The following is a 16,016-nucleotide window of genomic DNA, read 5'->3' as shown; positions in this document are numbered from 1 at the left end:
AGGGGTATCGGCGGCATGATGAGCGGCAGGGGCAAGTGGCTCTGGTTGGCGGGCGCCGCGCTGGCGCTGTCGGCATGCGGGAGCAAGCCGGAGCAGGAGCAGGCGGCGGCGACGCTACCCGCCGGGGAAACTCTGCGGCTCGCCGCAACCGAAATCCCGGACATGAAGGTAGTCGGCGCGGAGATCGCCACGCGCGACCAGGCCGAAGTGCTCGCCCGCATCCCCGGCATCCTCACGTCGCTTTCCGTCCGTGCCGGCGACACGGTGCAAAAGGGCCAGCGGATCGGCATGATCGTCGATTCGCGGCTCGGCTATGAGACAAGCGCCTATGGCGCCCAGACCGCCGCCGCCCAGGCCGAAGCCGCGCGGACCAATGCCGATCTCGCCCGCATTCGCGATCTCTATGGCCAAGGCGTCTATGCCAAGGCGCGCCTGGATCAGGCCGTTGCGGCCGCGCGCGCGGCCGATGCGCAGGTTGCTGCCGCTCGGGCGCAGCAGGGCGCAAGCGTCAGCGTCGCGGGGCAGGGGGCGGTGATCGCCCCGGCGAGCGGTCGGGTGCTTCGCGCCGATATTCCCGCCGGATCACCGGTGGCGCCGGGCATGTCGATCGCGACGGTTACCGCGGGGCCGCCGGTGCTGCGGTTGATGCTGCCGGAGTCGGTTGCCGGACAGGTCCATCCCGGTGCGCGCGTGATCGTCAATGAAGCGGATATGCCGTCCGGGCAGCGCGAAGGCAGTGTGGCGCAGGTCTATCCCGCGATCACTGGCGGCCAGGTCCGCGTCGATGCGACTTTGCCTGGGCTTTCCACCCAATTCATCGGCCGCCGCGTGAGCGCGTCGGTCGAGATCGGCACGCGCAAGGCGCTGGTCGTGCCGCGCTCCTTCATCACCACGCGCTATGGCATGGATCAGGTGCAGATCGTCGCGGAAGGCAAGCGGCTCAGCATGGTGCCGGTCCAGATCGCGCCGACGGCCGATCCCGCCCTGGTCGAGATATTGAGCGGTGCGGCCGCCGGCGACGTGCTGTTCGCCCCCGGTAAGCCGGCCAAGGCTCCGCGGCCATGAATCTCGGTGTTTCCGGTCGCCTCACCAGGGCCACTATCGCTTCCCCCCTGACGCCGCTGTTTCTGCTGGCGGCGATCGCTGTCGGTCTGCTGGCTCTTCTTTCCATCCCAAGGGAGGAGGAACCGCAGATCAGCGTGCCGATGGTGGACATTCAGGTGATGGCGCCCGGCCTGTCCGCCGCCGATGCGACCGAGCTGGTGGGCATTCCGCTCGAAACCATCGTCAAGAGCGTCGACGGGGTGGAGCATGTCTATACCCAGGCGCAGGACGATGGCGTAATGGTGACGGCGCGCTTCCTCGTCGGGTCGAACCCGGAGGATGCAGCGATCCGCATCGAGGAGAAGCTGCGCGCCAATTGGGATCGTAAGCCGGTCGGCATCCCCGATCCCAAGGTGACGGTGCGCGGCATTAACGACGTTCCCGCTGTCGTCCTGACCCTTGCCCCCAAGCCCGGCGCGGCAGGGCAGTGGAACGATGCCAGCCTCTACGAACTCGCCGCGAAGCTGCGCACCGAGATCGCCAAGGTCGACAATGTCGGGATCAGCTTCCTCGTCGGTGGCCGCCCCGAGGAAATCCGCATTGCGCCCGATCCGGCCAGGCTCCGCCAGTATGGCGTGCCGCTGGGGAGCGTGATCGAGGCCGCGAGCCAGGCCAATCGGTCCTTTCCGCTGGGTAATATCCGCGAGGACGGCAAGGCGGTCGGCGTCACGGCGGGCCGCACCCTGTCATCGGCGCAGGAGGTCGGACTTCTGACCGTGCGCTCTGCCTCCGGCTCGCCCGTCTATCTGCGCGACGTTGCCAGCGTAACGCAGGGGCCGCGCGAGGATCAGGCGCGGGCGTGGCGCTGGGCGAAGGAGGAAAACGGCAAGTGGCATAGCGCCCCCGCCGTCAGCATCGCCTTCGCCAAGCGCGCCGGCGCCAATGCCGTGGTGGTGTCCGATGCGATCCTCGAGCGCGTCGAGAGCCTGAAAGGCAAGCTCATCCCCGATGACGTCACGGTCGCCGTCACCCGCAACTATGGCGAGACGGCGAACGAGAAGGCCAACGAGCTGCTGTTCCATCTGGCGCTGGCGACCGTCTCCATCGTCGTGCTGATCGGCTTCGCGATCGGGTGGCGCGAGGCGGGCGTGACCGCCGTGGTCATTCCGACGACGATCCTGCTGACCATGTTCGCCTCGAACCTCATGGGCTACACCATCAACCGCGTCAGCCTGTTCGCGCTGATCTTCTCGATCGGCATCCTCGTCGACGACGCGATCGTCATGATCGAGAATATCGCGCGCCATTGGGCGATGGACGATGACCGCAACCGTACCCAGGCCGCGATCGAGGCGGTGGCGGAGGTCGGCAATCCCACGGTGGTCGCGACATTGACCGTGGTTGCGGCGCTGCTGCCGATGCTGTTCGTTTCCGGCCTGATGGGCCCCTACATGGCTCCCATCCCGGTCAATGCGTCGGCGGCGATGATCTTTTCCTTCTTCGTCGCCGTGGTCATTGCGCCGTGGCTGATGATCCGTTTTGCCCGCAAGACGCTCGGCTCTGGCCACGGCCATGACGAGAGCGGCGGCAAGCTGGGGCAGCTCTATGCCCGTGTCGCGCATCGCGTCATCGATACGAAGAAGTCCGCCCGCAATTTCCTGATCGCGGTGGGCGTGGCGACACTGGTCGCCTGCTCGATGTTCTATTTCAAGGCCGTTACCGTGAAGCTGCTGCCCTTCGACAACAAGTCGGAGGTTCAGGTCGTGGTCGATATGCCCGAAGGCACCGCGCTCGAAAACACGGGCCGCGTGCTGGAAGATGTTGCCGGCGTGGTGCGAGGCTTGCCCGAAGCGACGGCGATGGAGGCCTATGTCGGCACATCGGCGCCGTTCAACTTCAACGGCCTTGTCCGCCATTATTTCCTGCGCTCGCAGCCCGAGCAGGGCGATGTGATGGTGACGCTGCTGCCCAAGGGGGATCGCAGCCGGTCCAGCCATCAGATTGCGCTCGACCTGCGCCAGCGGCTGAAGGCGCTGCGCTTGCCCAATGGCGCATCTATCAAGGTGGTCGAGACGCCTCCAGGACCGCCCGTCCTCGCGACCCTGCTGGCCGAGGTCTATGGCCCCGACGAAGTCACGCGCCAGAAGACAGCGTCCGAGCTGGAAAAGATCTTCAAGTCCGTCCCCTTCATCGTCGACGTGGACAACAGCTTCGGCGAGGCGCGCCCGAAGCTCCGCCTCGACGTGCAGCGCGACCGGCTCGATTATTACGGCCTTTCCCAGCGGCAGGTCGCCGACAGCATCGGTATGCTCATGGGGAGCCAGACTGTCGGCTACGCGCCGCGCGGCGATGGCCGCAGCCCACTACCGATTACAATCGCGCTGGAACAGAAGGACCGCAGCTGGACGCAAGCCTTGTCGAGTATGCCTGTCGCACAGACGCCGGGCGGCCAGCTCATCGACCTTGGCGCGGTGGTCGAAGCGCGCACCGAGACGGGGAGTCCTGCGATCTTCCGCCGTGACGGTCGATATGCCGACATGGTCACGGCCGAGCTGGCCGGAGCCTATGAAGCGCCGATCTACGGCATGATCGAAGTGAACCGCGCGGTCGATGCCTATGACTGGGCGGCCAAGGGCCTCCAGAAGCCGGAAATCCGTCTCAACGGTCAGCCCGAGGATGAGAGCGTGCCGTCCCTGCTCTGGGATGGCGAATGGGAGATCACCTGGGTCACGTTCCGCGACATGGGCGGCGCCTTCATGGTCGCGCTGCTGGCGATCTACATCATCGTCGTCGCGCAGTTCAAAAGCTTCCGCCTGCCGCTCGTGATCCTGACGCCGGTGCCGCTCACGCTGGTCGGGATCGTCATTGGCCACATGCTGTTCCGTGCACCGTTTACGGCAACCTCGATGATAGGGTTCATCGCGCTCGCCGGTATCATCGTGCGCAACTCGATCCTGCTGGTCGACTTCATCCGCCATTCGGCCACGCCGGACAAATCGCTGCGCGACGTGCTGCTGGAAGCCGGCACGATCCGGTTCAAGCCGATCGTTCTCACGGCCGCCGCGGCGATGATTGGCGCGGCCGTGATCCTGACCGATCCGATCTTTCAGGGTTTGGCGATCTCGCTGCTGTTCGGCCTTGCGTCCTCGACGCTGCTGACCGTGCTGGTTATTCCGGCCATTTACATCGTGCTTCGAGATGATGGGAAACCCGCGACCAGATGATGCCGCTTGAGACGCCCCTTGCACAACTCGCCGAGCACGCCGCCCATGCGGCGAGCGTGCTGAAGCTGCTGGCCAATGAACAGCGTCTGCTGATCCTGTGCCGGCTGACCCAGGGCGAATTCTCCGTCGGGGAGATGGTGGAGTTGTGCGGGCAATCGCAATCCAGCGTGTCCCAGCATCTGGGGAAATTGCGAGAAGGGGGTCTGGTCAAGACCCGGCGCGAGGCGACGACGATCTACTACAGCCTTGCTGACAGCGACGTCCGCAAGTTGATCGACATGCTCTGCGATCGCTTCGGTCCCGGTGCTGGACAATCCTGAGAAATCCGATGCGACGCGCCGTCCTTCCGCTCCTGTCCATGGTCTCTCTCGGGGCTTGCGCCTCGAATGAGCCGCCGTCGGATCCGGCGGTGATGGTGCAGGAGGCACAAGCGCGCTCCGATATCCTGGCCGACCGCTTCCAGAAGGAATTATTGAGCGCGCTGACCGCCGCGATGGCGGCGGATGGTCCGCAAGGCGCGATCAGCGTCTGTTCGAGCATAGCGCCCGCGCTCGCCGCGCAGATCTCCGAGGAAAGCGGAGCGACCGTCCGGCGCACGGCGCTGCGCACGCGTAATCCCGCTGCCAGTCCTGACGCTACCGAACGCCGCGTCATGGAGAGCTGGGCCGCCGCGCCGTTTGGCGTCGACGGCAAGCCCAGGCGCTGGTCGGCGTATGAGGGCGGGCAATATCGCTATATGCGCGCCATACCGACCATGCCCATGTGCCTCGCTTGCCATGGCGAGAATGTCGCCCCGGAGGTGATGGCGGCGATCCGCGCGCATTATCCCGCAGATCAGGCGACGGGTTTTGCTTCCGGCCAGCTTCGGGGCGCCTTTTCGATCCGGTGGGAGGAGGCAGCCCTGGCGCGTGCGATCAAAGGCGGGGAGGGCGCGCAGCGAGGTCTGCACCCATGACGATCTTGCGCGCGCTTGCGCTGGCCCGATTTTACAGCGCTGCGGCAGCTGTCGCCTACCGCTCAGCGGCGCCGTGATCGCCAGAGTGCTTTGCCATCAGGTTCGGCCCGGCAGCATTCGGCGCAAGGTATCATCCTTGACGATGTAATGATGGAAGAGAGCGGCAAGGGCGTGAAAGCCGATCAGGAAATATCCGATGGTCCCGACTGTCTCGTGCCAATCCTTCATCTGTCCCGCCAGGGCTTTGCTCTGGCCGACAAGAGCCGGCAGTTCCAGACCGAAGAATGGAATCGGCTTGCCCGACGCACTCAGGATCACCCAGCCCGCCAAGGGCATCGCCAGCATGAACGCGTAGAGTGCGAGATGCGTCGCATTGGCTAAAAGCGTCTGCCATGACGGCGGTTCCGGCGTGATCGGGGGGGTGCGCTGGCTGAGGCGTGCCAGCAGGCGGATGATCGCCAGCGCCAGAACGGTGAGTCCGAGTATGAAATGCCAGGTTTTCAGCCCCTCGCGGATGTCGGTTCCCTTGGGATAGTTCTCCCGCAGGAGAATGGTAGCGTAAACGACCGAGATCAGCAGCACCATGAGCCAGTGCAGAGTGATCGACAGGGAAGAGAAGCGGTTACGGATATCGGTTGTACTCATGGCGAACCTCCCATCAATTTTCATATTGCCAGCGAGATGAGAAAAATGCCTTGATCCTTCTCAAGAAGCTTTGCGCCGAACAACCGCAATAACCGGTCAGCTGCGCTTGCGGACAAATTCCGCACGAAGCACCAAACCTTTGATGCCTTCATACCGGCAGTCGATTTCCTGCGGGTCATCCGTGAGGCGGATCGACTTTATCAGCGTTCCCCGCCTCAGAGTCTGGCCGGCGCCCTTGACGACCAGATCCTTGATCAACGTGACCTGGTCGCCGTCGGCAAGCAGGTTGCCCACGGCATCGCGGACTTCGATCCGGTCCGCGGTGGCGCGCCGTTCCTTCAGTTCGGATGCAGCCATCCATTCACCGGATTCTTCATCGTAGACATATTCATCTTCGCTCATGGAGTTCTCCATCGGTCAGGAATGTGCGTCAGGCACCGAACAGATCGCGTTCAATCAGCCAGGCGCGCATTGCCAGCAATGCGGCGACGAGGGCAGCCACGGCAAAGGCTCTGGCGTCGAGCGTGATCCACGCAACAGCGCCTGCAAGCCCGCCAATAAGGAAGACCAGCCAAAAGGATGCATGCAAGCCAAGCTGGCGATAGTTCGCGTGATGCCGTCCGCCGGCCAATGCCTCCCCGAACCGCACGACCTGCGTGGAGGGCGAAATAGCCTCCTGCAGGTCGGGATCATCCCTCTCAAAAGTGCAATGAGCACTACCCATGGCCATCGCGATCAGCACGGCCGGGATGATCGCCAGATGCGAGAGGAATGTCAGATAGGCGGCGGCCAACGCGATTGCGGTACAAACGAGCGCGATTGTGCGCCGGTACCGGCCTAGCCAGTGCGTAATCAAGGTCGTGAGGACCACACCCCCCACGAAGCTGAAGATCATTCCGCCCACAAATTTCGTGATACCAAAGCCACCGGGAAGGCTCGTGCCCAGAACAGTGGCGTTGGCCTCGGGCGAGGCAAGGAAGACGTGCCCGAATGCCAGAAAGCCGGCTGCATTGATCGCGCCGGCAAGGGCCGCCAGCATGGCGGCCAGTTGGACCAGCGCGCGCTGCGCTCTGCCGATATCCAGGGAGCTGGGCCGTCTGCCTGTCCGATCCGGTTCGCTCATGCTCGCCTCTTACGCATCCTGGCTCGGCAATCGCTCGATCACGAGTGCAATGCCTTGTCCGCCGCCAATGCACATGGTCACAAGCCCGTAGCGGCCGCCAATACGCTCGAGCTCGTAAAGCGCCTTGATGGTGATGATGGCGCCGGTTGCCCCGACGGGATGCCCAAGTCCAATGCCGCTGCCATTGGGATTGACCTTCTCGGGCGGGAAATCGAGCAGTTTGGCGACCGCGCAAGCCTGCGCGGCAAAAGCCTCGTTCGCCTCGATCACGTCGATGTCGTCAAGCGATAGTCCGGCCCGCTTGAGGGCGATGGGCACGGCTTCGACGGGACCGAGCCCCATCACTTCGGGGGCAACACCGGCATGTCCCCAGCTTACAACCCTGGCGCGGGGTGTCAGGCCGTGTCTCTCGGCGGCGGCGGCGGAAGCCAGCACCAGAGCCGCGCCAGCGTCGTTGATGCCGCTGGCGTTGCCCGCCGTTACGGTCCCGCCATCCTTGCGGAAGATGGGCGTGAGTGCGCCGAGGCCTTCGCTGGAAACGTCGGTGCGCACATGCTCGTCGGCCTCGAACATAAAGGTGCCGCTACGGCCCTTGACCTCGACGGAAACGATCTGCTCGCGAAAACGGTCTTCCTGCTGTGCTCTTGCTGCCCGGCGATGGCTTTCGGCCGCCAGCGCGTCCTGCTCGGCCCGGGTGATGCCATGACGTTCGGCAACGTTCTCGGCAGTGACCCCCATGTGACCTGCACCGAACGGATCGCTCAGCGTCGCGTTCATCGCGTCGATCATCATTTCATCGCCCATCCTGCGCCCCCAGCGCAGGCCCTTGAGAACGTGTGGGGATTGGCTCATGCTCTCGACACCGCCAGCAACGGCGATGTCACACTCGGCCAATGCGATCATTTGGGCGGCGGAAATAATCGCCTGCACACTCGATCCGCAAAGGCGGTTCAGGGTGAGCGCCGGGGTCCGATCGGGAATCCCCGCCGCGATAGCGGCAATTCGCGAGACATATGCATCGCTGGGTTCGCTTTGAATGACCTGGCCAAGGACAACATGCTCGACATGGCCTGGTTCGATTCCGGCCCGCTTGATGGCTTCGGCAATGACGATGCGGCCAAGCTCCCACGGCGCGACGTCCTTAAGGCTGCCTCCAAAATCCCCGATAGCGGTGCGCACACCCGACAGGATCACGACGTCGTTCAAATTTCCTTCCTTTCGACAATATGTTCGCCCGAACCGCAGCAGGGTGCGCCGATCAGTGCGGCTGAGTTTTGGGCGCTTCGAGCAAGCTGACCGCGAGCGACTGGGCGCTGGCGAAGTCCGCGGCATAGAAAAGCTTGTCCGAACCAGCTTCCAGGTGAACGCGCGCAAGCATCGACTTCGGTTGCGGCTGCACGCCGGACAACACGACCGTTGCGCCGGCGACGCGCGCTTGTTCGATGAACTGTTCGAGCGCCTGGACGCCGCTTGCATCGAGCAGGGGAACGAGCCGCATGCGCAGGATGATGACTTTGGGCGACTGACCGACGCGGCGCAGCGTATCGAGCAGTTCGCCTGCTACGCCGAAGAAGAACGGGCCGGTGATCCGGAACACCTCGACACCCTCCGGCAACGCGTCGCGCTGGTGAACGTCTTCGGAATCGAGATCGATGTCCTGCCGGCCGCTGCTGTCGACCTCGACAGCCTCGCTCATGCGGGCCATGAAGAGGAGCGAGGCCAGAGTTACGCCGACGCCGATTGCGACGGTGAGATCCACCAGTACCGTCAGGCCGAATGTCAGTAGCAGCACGGCCCGGTCGCTGTTGGGCATGTGCAGCAAGGCAATGAACCGCTCATATTCACTCATGCCCCAGGCGACCATGAACAGGATCGCGGCAAGCGCGGCCATGGGTACGAATGCCATCAGGTCCGTGGCGAACAGGATGAACAGAAGAAGGAACACGGCATGCATGATTCCGGCAACCGGGGTTCTGGCCCCGGAGCGGATATTGGTGGCGGTACGCGCAATCGCGCCCGTCGCGGGTAGCCCACCGAACAGGGCGGATCCGATATTGGCGACGCCCTGGCCGATCAATTCCTGGTTGGAGCGATGCCGCGTTCCGGCCATGCCATCGGCGACGACGGCCGACAGCAGGGCTTCGATGCCGGCGAGAAATGCAATGGTGAATGCCGAAGGCATCACCGCATTGATCTTGGCGAAGGTGAATTCCGGCAGGGACGGCATCGGCAGGCCGGAAGGAATGTCCGGGAAGCGGGAGCCGATAGTGTCGACCGGGAGCTTGAGCAGAGCGACGGCGAGGGAACTTACCACGACCGCGATCAGGAACCCGGGCAGTCTGGGCGCGAGTTTGCGCAGCACGATGATGGTCGCAAGTGCTCCGACCCCGACGCCTAGAGTTGCCCAACTGGTGCTCGGCAGAGCGGCGAGATAGGACTGCCATTTGGGCAGGAACTCAGCCGGGACCTCGGTCATCGAGAGCCCGAGGAAGTCCTTCACCTGACTCGAGGCAATGATAACGGCGATCCCCGCGGTGAATCCGGTGACGACCGGATGGGGGATGAATTTGATCATCTGCCCGAGGCGAAACGCACCGGCGGCAATGAGGATGATGCCTGCCAGGAGCGTCGCGATCAGCAGCCCATCATAGCCGTGCTGGGCGATAACATTGAAAATGACGACGACAAAGGCGCCCGTGGGTCCGCCGACCTGGACCCGCGATCCGCCGAGCGCGGAAATCAGGAACCCCGCCACCACGGCCGTGACAAGCCCCTTGTCGGGAGAAGCGCCGCTGGCGATGCCCAGGGCCATGGCAAGAGGCAGCGCGACGATCGCGACCGTCAGGCCCGCTATGGCGTCGGCGCGGAAGGTCTGAGCGGTGTACCCTTCGCGCAAGGTCGTGATGAGCTTGGGCGTATAGGCTTTCGCGCTCACCTGACCGGTTCCTCCGCCTTGTCATAGAGAAGCGACTGCCCCTGGCCGCCGGACTTTCCCGCGGTCGTTTCGCGCAGACGCACACCGCGGCCCACGCCCGTGCTGGGCGCATTCTCGCCCAGCAGTTCGATGCCTGCGCCTTCCAGCGCGGTGATCACCTTGACCAGCGTGTCGACCACACCGCGCACTTGGCCATCGGATGATTCCATGCGCTGGATGGTCGGCAGGGAGAGGCCGGCCAGCGCGGCGAGCTGGCGTTGATCAAGTCCGAGGAGGGCGCGCGCGGCGCGCATTTGCTGCGACGTGATCATGTTGGCTCCATGATGTTTAATACATCAAATATCACTCTTAACAAATTAGGAGGGAGTTGTATATGTGCATTGTACCGGATAATCGATCACACGCGCTTTGTCGGGGTGAGGTATTTCCGCGTCTGAGAAAGCCGATGGTCTTGAGGGCTGCGACCTTCGAGCCTCCAGATCGGAGATGAGCAAATGATCGTGGAGAAAAAGCACCGCCGCAAAGGTGCAGGTCGACAGGCGCCGCCATCGGATGCCCCGGCGGCGGCGAGTCCGGTGTCGCAACCCGATCGTCTTCGGCGCCCGAAGCTCAGGCTGAAACTTCCCGTCGGAACAGGTTCGGGCGACGCCCGATCCGCCTGCTTCCTTCCAACCCGATCCGAAAGGCCACACAGCAAAATCACGCAGATCCCCGCAGCTTTGGACATCACGGTCAAATCCGGTGGGACGCTTCACGAAAATCTCGATACGCCCGAACTCGTCGAGATCGCCTTGCGGCGCGGTGAAGGCCGCCTGTCCGAGCATGGCGCCTTCGTGGTTGAAACCGGAAAACATACCGGCCGTTCGGCCCAGGACAAATTCATCGTCCGTGATGAGGTCACCAGGGATGATGTCTGGTGGGGGGCTTCCAACAAGCCGATGTCGGAAGAAGCCTTCGCCAATCTGCGCGAGGATTTCCTCAAGCATCTTGCCGCACTCGACGACGTCTTCGTCCAGGATCTGTTCGGCGGCTCGCAGCCGGAATTCCGTGTCGGAGTCCGGGTCGTCACGGAACTGGCCTGGCACTCGCATTTCGTGCGCACCATGCTGGTTAGGCCGACGGCGGATGAACTCACGCATTTCACGGCGGATTACACCATCATCGACTTGCCCGGCTTCCGCGCCGATCCCGAACGCCATGGCTGCCGGTCGGAAACCATCATCGCGATCGATTTCACCCACCGGCTGATCCTGATCGGCGGCACCGGCTATGCCGGCGAGATGAAGAAGGCGGTGTTCTCGGTGCTGAACTATGTGCTGCCGCAAAAGGGCGTCATGCCGATGCATTGTTCGGCGAACATCGGTCCCGATGGCGACACCGCGATCTTCTTCGGCCTCTCGGGCACCGGCAAGACCACTTTGTCCGCTGATGTTTCGCGCACGCTGATCGGCGACGACGAGCATGGCTGGTCGGACAGCGCCGTCTTCAATTTCGAAGGCGGCTGCTACGCCAAGATGATCCGTCTCTCGGCCGAGGCGGAGCCTGAAATCCATGCGACCACCCGCCGCTTCGGTACGATCCTCGAGAATGTCGTCATGGATCCGGAAACCCGCGCACTCGACCTCGACGACGCCTCGCTCGCCGAGAACAGCAGGGGCGCCTATCCGATCCACTTCATCCCCAATGCCTCCGCCGAGAACATGGGGCCGGTGCCGAAGAACATCATCATGCTGACGGCCGATGCCTTCGGCGTGCTCCCGCCCATCGCGAAGCTAACGCCCGAACAGGCGATGTATCATTTCCTGTCCGGCTACACAGCCAAGGTCGCGGGCACCGAACTCGGTGTCACCGAACCCGAAGCGACGTTCTCGACCTGCTTTGGCGCGCCGTTCATGCCGCGGCATCCCAGCGTCTACGGCAATCTGCTTCGCAAGCGTATCGCCGCGGGGAATGTCGATTGCTGGCTGGTCAACACCGGCTGGACCGGCGGCCAATATGGAACGGGATCGCGGATGCCGATCAAGGTGACGCGCGCACTGCTCAATGCTGCGCTTTCCGGGACTCTCGAAGGCGCACAGTTCCGCACCGATCCCAACTTCGGCTTCGTGGTCCCCGTTGCTGTAGAGGGTGTGGATTCGAGTATTCTCGACCCGCGTTCCACCTGGGCTGATGGGGCCGCCTATGACGGCACGGCGCGTTCCCTGGTCGACCGCTTCAAGCGCAACTTCACGCAGTTTGTCGCTCATGTCGACGAAAGCATCCGCGCGGCGGCCCCTCCCGGATGGTTCGATGCCTGACCTCATCCGGTTCCCCTTTGACAAGTTTCACGAAAAGCCAGAATCCATGCCCGCTCATGAACAGGGATCGGTAACCGGCAAGCTTGTCTTGCCGGTCACAGGTTGGGCCGCGATCCTGCGCGGGTTGCGCGGGCGATGCCCCCGGTGCGGCGAGGCGCGCCTGTTCATGCGGTTCCTGAAACCGATCCCTCATTGCCCGCAATGCGGCCAGGACTGGACGCATCAGCAAGCTGATGATTTCCCGGCCTATGTCTCGATCTTCGTGACGGGGCATCTGATGGCGCCGCTCATTATCGCCGTGACCAGTCGCGCGGAAATGTCCGTGCCGATGTTGATGGCGATCCTGCTTCCGTTGGCGTTGCTCCTGATGGTCGGGCTGCTTCAGCCCGCCAAGGGAGCCATCATTGCCTTGCAGTGGTGGTTCGGCATGCATGGGTTTCGCAGGGAACGCCCGGGAGCAATTCCGGACGACGCCGATACATGATCTTCAGCTTCGGCCGTGGCCAGTCTCGAGATTGACCAGGGTATGAGGCTGTCGGGCCGATGCGCGACTTCTCAAATTCAACTTTTTGCCGGAGAACTTTGTCTTGCCTCAGAGCAAAGTCCTGACGCGTTACGTGAACGCCATTTCAACGGGTCAGCTGCGCCCTGACGACGCCCAGCGGCAGGTCGCTCTGCGTTTCGGCAAGGCGGTTGCGGAATTGGAAGCACAGGCGCGCCGTCAGGGCCTCCTGTCGCGTTTCGTCAGGCGCAAACCCGATCCCGTGCGGGGAGTCTATCTCTGGGGAGGGGTCGGCCGCGGCAAATCGATGCTGATGGATCTCTTCTTCGACTGCGTCGAGATCGCCGGGAAACGGCGCGTCCACTTCCACGAGTTCATGCAGGAGGTGCATGACCGGCTACGCTCCGAACGCGCCAAGGAGACCGGCGATCCGATATTGCCGGTCGCCGATGCCATCGCGGCCGAAGCGCGGCTGATCGCCTTCGACGAAATGATCGTAACCAATTCGGCTGACGCGATGATCCTGTCGAGGCTGTTTACCCGGATCATCGGACATGGCGTTACCGTGGTCGCTACATCCAACCGGCCGCCTCAGGACCTCTACAAGAACGGCCTCAACCGCGAACATTTTCTGCCATTCATCGCGCTCCTCAAGGATCGGCTCGATGTGCTCACCCTGGATGGGCCGACTGACTATCGCATGCAGCGCCTTGGAGGGTTCCAGACCTGGCACGTGCCCAATGGCGATGCGGCGACGGAAGCCCTGAGCCGGGCGTTCTTCCGGTTGACCGATTTTCCGGTCGAGGACCGGGAGCATGTTCCCTCCGAAACACTGGCAATCAAGGGCGGACGAGAACTGTTCGTGCCCAAGTCGCTGAAAGGCGTGGCCGTCTTCTCATTCAAGCGGCTATGCGGCGAACCGCGCGGCATTCCCGATTATCTTGCATTGGCCTACCGCTATCACACCGTGATCCTGGTCGGGATCCCCGTTCTCGACGCAAACCGGAAATCGGAAGCGGCGCGATTCAAGACACTGATCGACGCCTTCTATGAAAATGGCGTCAAGCTGCTGGCTTCCGCCGATCGCGAACCCGACGCGCTGTATTGCGCGGCAGACGACGCCTTCGAGTTCGAGCGGACGATCTCGCGCCTCAACGAAATGGGATCGCAGGACTATCTCGCCCGCGGTCATGGAGTGAGCGACGAGGTCGCGCTCGCCGAGGTTCAGCGTCCATCGAGAACACAAAGGCTTATGGAATGATTCCGAAACCGGATCTCAAGCCGGCAGTCCGAAACAGCGATGTCTATCTGAACAGACGTGATGTGTGCCTCGCCGAGGCGAAGGAAATGTACGAGAAAGCGCAGCTGTTCGAGGAACGCCAAAGGCGCTGACGCCGACAGGTCATGCCTCGCGCCCTCTGTCGATGCCATCCACCGTCGATTACGGATCCCAAAAGCAGCCTGTGCCTGAGTGATCGCGATTGAGGGAGGCCGTCACGAACGGCGATCGCGTTCCCGCTCCAGGCATTGCCTGAAAGCTGGAAGGTGGCGCTCGCGCGAGGCGGCCTGCAGGTTTTCCATCACCTGGCGCGCCGCGGGGTCGTCGACCATCGGGATCAGCCGGTCGTAAAGCGCGATATTCTCGATCTCGCCCTGGACCGCGCTTTCGCAAGCCTGCGCGAGAGAAGCTGGTGCCGCCACTTTCCCCGTCCATGGATCGGGCGGTACGTCGATGCCCAGCCGGGCAAGCTGGCGCTCAAGTGCGGCGGCATGGCGCTGTTCGGCCTCTATGATGTTGGAAAAGGGCCGGACAGGGCCGAACTTTTCGATCACGGCGGCATAGGTCGCCTCCGCCTTCCGCTCGTCTTCGAGCGCATCGAGGAGGATGTTTGCCAGCTTTGACGTAGCCAAGGTCTCGTCCTTTCAATGGCGGCAGTTCGCTAACGGCCCCGGCCTCGCAGAGATTGCGCGGCCGGGGCCAGTCGTTGAGCGTGTCTTACTCTTCGAGCAGGGCGCGCAGCATCCATGCGGCCTGCTCATGCACGCCGATCCGTTGGGTGAGCAGGTCCGCGGTCGGCTCGTCGCTCGCCTTCTCGACCAGAGGGAACAGCGTGCGCGCCGTGCGGGCGGCCGCTTCATGCCCCTTGGCGAGGATGTCGACCATGTCGAGCGCCTTCGGCGGCACTTCCGGCGCGTCGGGCAGGGAACTGAGTTTGGCGAACTGCGCGTAGGAACCGGGTGCGGGCTGTCCGAGCGAGCGGATGCGTTCGGCGATCGGGTCGATCGCGTTCCACAACTCGGTATATTGCGTCATGAACATGGCATGGAGGCTGTTGAACATCGGCCCGGTCACGTTCCAGTGAAAGTTGTGCGAGGTCAGATAGAGAGTGTAGGTGTCCGCCAGGAGGCGGCTCAGGCCTTCGCAAATCGCAACCCGATCTTCCTCGCCGATTCCAATATTCACTTGTCTGGTCATGGTCTTCTCCTTGATCGAAACTCTACTTCAGATCGCGTAGTCCCGCGAGCAGGGCGGCCCGCGAGATTTCACCGACATGGAGCGCACGGATCACGCCTTTGCTGTCGACGAACAGCGTCGCGGGAAGCCCGGCCGAGCCGGTCGCGGCAGCTATGCGCAGGTCGCGGTCGAGATGGACGTGCGCCGCTTCAAGGCGCTTGCTGTCCAGCCACGCACGTACGTTGTCTGCATCCTCGCCCTGATTGACAAGCAGGATCGGCACGGCCGAGTGTGCCGCTTCTACGACCATCATCGGCATTTCACGCTGGCACGGCGGGCACCAGGTTGCCCAGAGATTGACGACGAACGGCTTGCCCCGGCGATCGTCGAGCAGGCTCGTTCCGCTGTCCAGCGACTGGAGAACGATTCCTTGCGGTAGAGGTCGCTGCGCCGAGGCAAGGGCCGCTGCCGTGGCGCCGGATGTGACCGCGACGCAGCCCGCGAAGACGAGTGTCAAAGGTGCTAGGGCGCGAGATCGCCGTAGTGACACGCCCAGCACGATTGCGGCAGTCACCAGACCGGGGAGCGGCGAGAAACCTCCTTGCCAGACATAGAGGATGGTTGCGGGTTCGATGGCGAAGGCATGCCAGTTCTGCGCCACAAAACCCGCGCGAGCTGCAACGAGGCCAGCGAGCAATGCCCGCCACGCGGCCGTATCGCAATCCGCGCCGCGACGGCGGCCTATCCAGTTCGCCGCCGCCAGGAAGGCGATGATCCCGAGAATCGCGAACAGCCGTTCCAACGCGAGCGCGAGAGGGCCGATGGCAATCATGATC

At 63.4% G+C, this 16,016-nt stretch carries 16 protein-coding genes; 7 read left to right on the top strand and 9 right to left on the bottom strand.

The genetic code is table 11. The annotated features are described in order from the left end of the window. The first annotated feature begins 15 nt into the window (after positions 1-15). From KFK14_RS20895 to KFK14_RS20880, 4 genes are read left to right on the top strand one after another with little or no spacing between them, the layout of a single operon-like run. Positions 16-1,065 (top strand): efflux RND transporter periplasmic adaptor subunit, encoded by a 1,050-nt coding sequence (locus KFK14_RS20895; protein ID WP_030090334.1) that lies wholly within the window; start codon positions 16-18, stop codon positions 1,063-1,065. Continuing rightward, the gene (locus KFK14_RS20890; RefSeq protein ID WP_030090335.1) at positions 1,062-4,268 is read left to right on the top strand and encodes an efflux RND transporter permease subunit; all 3,207 of its coding nucleotides are present in this window, start codon (positions 1,062-1,064) and stop codon (positions 4,266-4,268) included. Before KFK14_RS20895 ends, KFK14_RS20890 begins: the two co-directional genes overlap by 4 nt. Then, positions 4,265-4,588 carry an ArsR/SmtB family transcription factor gene (locus tag KFK14_RS20885; RefSeq protein ID WP_030090336.1) on the top strand — a complete coding sequence of 108 codons (324 nt, stop codon included), beginning with the start codon at positions 4,265-4,267 and terminating at the stop codon, positions 4,586-4,588. Before KFK14_RS20890 ends, KFK14_RS20885 begins: the two co-directional genes overlap by 4 nt. Positions 4,589-4,596: 8 nt before the next feature. Then, a complete protein-coding gene (locus tag KFK14_RS20880) occupies positions 4,597-5,223 on the top strand; it encodes a Tll0287-like domain-containing protein (RefSeq protein WP_030090337.1) in 627 nt (208 codons plus the stop codon). Between the two features lie 96 nt (positions 5,224-5,319). On the opposite strand, the gene KFK14_RS20875 is transcribed toward KFK14_RS20880, so the two are convergent. The 6 genes from KFK14_RS20875 to KFK14_RS20850 form a co-directional block, all read right to left on the bottom strand. After that, positions 5,320-5,868 carry a cytochrome b gene (locus tag KFK14_RS20875; RefSeq protein WP_030090338.1) on the bottom strand — a complete coding sequence of 183 codons (549 nt, stop codon included), beginning with the start codon at positions 5,866-5,868 and terminating at the stop codon, positions 5,320-5,322. A gap of 96 nt (positions 5,869-5,964) precedes the next feature. Continuing rightward, a complete protein-coding gene (locus tag KFK14_RS20870) occupies positions 5,965-6,270 on the bottom strand; it encodes an alkylphosphonate utilization protein (RefSeq protein WP_030090339.1) in 306 nt (101 codons plus the stop codon). A gap of 28 nt (positions 6,271-6,298) precedes the next feature. Beyond that, positions 6,299-6,991, bottom strand: coding sequence for a DUF1275 family protein (locus KFK14_RS20865; RefSeq protein ID WP_030090340.1), 693 nt, complete (start codon positions 6,989-6,991; stop codon positions 6,299-6,301). 9 nt (positions 6,992-7,000) lie between these two features. Further along, positions 7,001-8,197 (bottom strand): beta-ketothiolase BktB, encoded by a 1,197-nt coding sequence (bktB, locus tag KFK14_RS20860; protein WP_030090341.1) that lies wholly within the window; start codon positions 8,195-8,197, stop codon positions 7,001-7,003. Positions 8,198-8,249: 52 nt separating this feature from the next. Further along, entirely contained in the window at positions 8,250-9,926 is a 1,677-nt protein-coding gene (locus KFK14_RS20855; protein WP_037446394.1) for a SulP family inorganic anion transporter, read from the bottom strand. Further along, positions 9,923-10,237, bottom strand: a complete 315-nt coding sequence (locus KFK14_RS20850) for a helix-turn-helix domain-containing protein (protein WP_030091389.1) — start codon at positions 10,235-10,237, stop codon at positions 9,923-9,925. The genes KFK14_RS20855 and KFK14_RS20850 overlap by 4 nt, the downstream gene beginning before the upstream one ends. A gap of 408 nt (positions 10,238-10,645) precedes the next feature. Between KFK14_RS20850 and KFK14_RS20845 the strand changes: the two genes are divergently transcribed. The 3 genes from KFK14_RS20845 to zapE all read left to right on the top strand — a co-directional run bounded on the left by KFK14_RS20845 (position 10,646) and on the right by zapE (position 13,986). Beyond that, positions 10,646-12,223 (top strand): phosphoenolpyruvate carboxykinase, encoded by a 1,578-nt coding sequence (locus tag KFK14_RS20845; protein ID WP_030091390.1) that lies wholly within the window; start codon positions 10,646-10,648, stop codon positions 12,221-12,223. 46 nt (positions 12,224-12,269) lie between these two features. Next, positions 12,270-12,707, top strand: a complete 438-nt coding sequence (locus KFK14_RS20840; RefSeq protein ID WP_051743820.1) for a DUF983 domain-containing protein — start codon at positions 12,270-12,272, stop codon at positions 12,705-12,707. A gap of 103 nt (positions 12,708-12,810) precedes the next feature. Continuing rightward, positions 12,811-13,986: a cell division protein ZapE gene (gene zapE / locus KFK14_RS20835; RefSeq protein ID WP_051743818.1), complete on the top strand. Its 1,176-nt coding sequence runs from the start codon at positions 12,811-12,813 to the stop codon at positions 13,984-13,986. 233 nt (positions 13,987-14,219) lie between these two features. On the opposite strand, the gene KFK14_RS20830 is transcribed toward zapE, so the two are convergent. From KFK14_RS20830 to KFK14_RS20820, 3 genes are all read right to left on the bottom strand, one after another. Continuing rightward, positions 14,220-14,636, bottom strand: a complete 417-nt coding sequence (locus tag KFK14_RS20830; RefSeq protein WP_030091393.1) for a ferritin-like domain-containing protein — start codon at positions 14,634-14,636, stop codon at positions 14,220-14,222. 85 nt (positions 14,637-14,721) lie between these two features. Beyond that, a complete protein-coding gene (locus KFK14_RS20825) occupies positions 14,722-15,201 on the bottom strand; it encodes a Dps family protein (protein ID WP_021246237.1) in 480 nt (159 codons plus the stop codon). Positions 15,202-15,223: 22 nt separating this feature from the next. Continuing rightward, a complete protein-coding gene (locus KFK14_RS20820) occupies positions 15,224-16,012 on the bottom strand; it encodes a TlpA disulfide reductase family protein (protein WP_212608987.1) in 789 nt (262 codons plus the stop codon). Positions 16,013-16,016 lie beyond the last annotated feature (4 nt).

Origin of the sequence: Sphingobium phenoxybenzoativorans, from assembly GCF_018286635.1 — a bacterium.
Taxonomy (GTDB): domain Bacteria; phylum Pseudomonadota; class Alphaproteobacteria; order Sphingomonadales; family Sphingomonadaceae; genus Sphingobium; species Sphingobium phenoxybenzoativorans.
Note: the sequence above shows the minus strand (reverse complement) of the source record. Positions and strands in the feature narration are given on the sequence as shown.

Coding starts and splice junctions, on each gene's coding strand:
- KFK14_RS20895 (WP_030090334.1), top strand. CDS start 16: ATGATGAGCGGCAGGGGCAAGTGGCTCTGGTTGGCGGGCGCCGCGCTG.
- KFK14_RS20890 (WP_030090335.1), top strand. CDS start 1,062: ATGAATCTCGGTGTTTCCGGTCGCCTCACCAGGGCCACTATCGCTTCC.
- KFK14_RS20885 (WP_030090336.1), top strand. CDS start 4,265: ATGATGCCGCTTGAGACGCCCCTTGCACAACTCGCCGAGCACGCCGCC.
- KFK14_RS20880 (WP_030090337.1), top strand. CDS start 4,597: ATGCGACGCGCCGTCCTTCCGCTCCTGTCCATGGTCTCTCTCGGGGCT.
- KFK14_RS20875 (WP_030090338.1), bottom strand. CDS start 5,868: ATGAGTACAACCGATATCCGTAACCGCTTCTCTTCCCTGTCGATCACT.
- KFK14_RS20870 (WP_030090339.1), bottom strand. CDS start 6,270: ATGAGCGAAGATGAATATGTCTACGATGAAGAATCCGGTGAATGGATG.
- KFK14_RS20865 (WP_030090340.1), bottom strand. CDS start 6,991: ATGAGCGAACCGGATCGGACAGGCAGACGGCCCAGCTCCCTGGATATC.
- KFK14_RS20850 (WP_030091389.1), bottom strand. CDS start 10,237: ATGATCACGTCGCAGCAAATGCGCGCCGCGCGCGCCCTCCTCGGACTT.
- KFK14_RS20840 (WP_051743820.1), top strand. CDS start 12,270: ATGCCCGCTCATGAACAGGGATCGGTAACCGGCAAGCTTGTCTTGCCG.
- KFK14_RS20825 (WP_021246237.1), bottom strand. CDS start 15,201: ATGACCAGACAAGTGAATATTGGAATCGGCGAGGAAGATCGGGTTGCG.
- KFK14_RS20820 (WP_212608987.1), bottom strand. CDS start 16,012: ATGATTGCCATCGGCCCTCTCGCGCTCGCGTTGGAACGGCTGTTCGCG.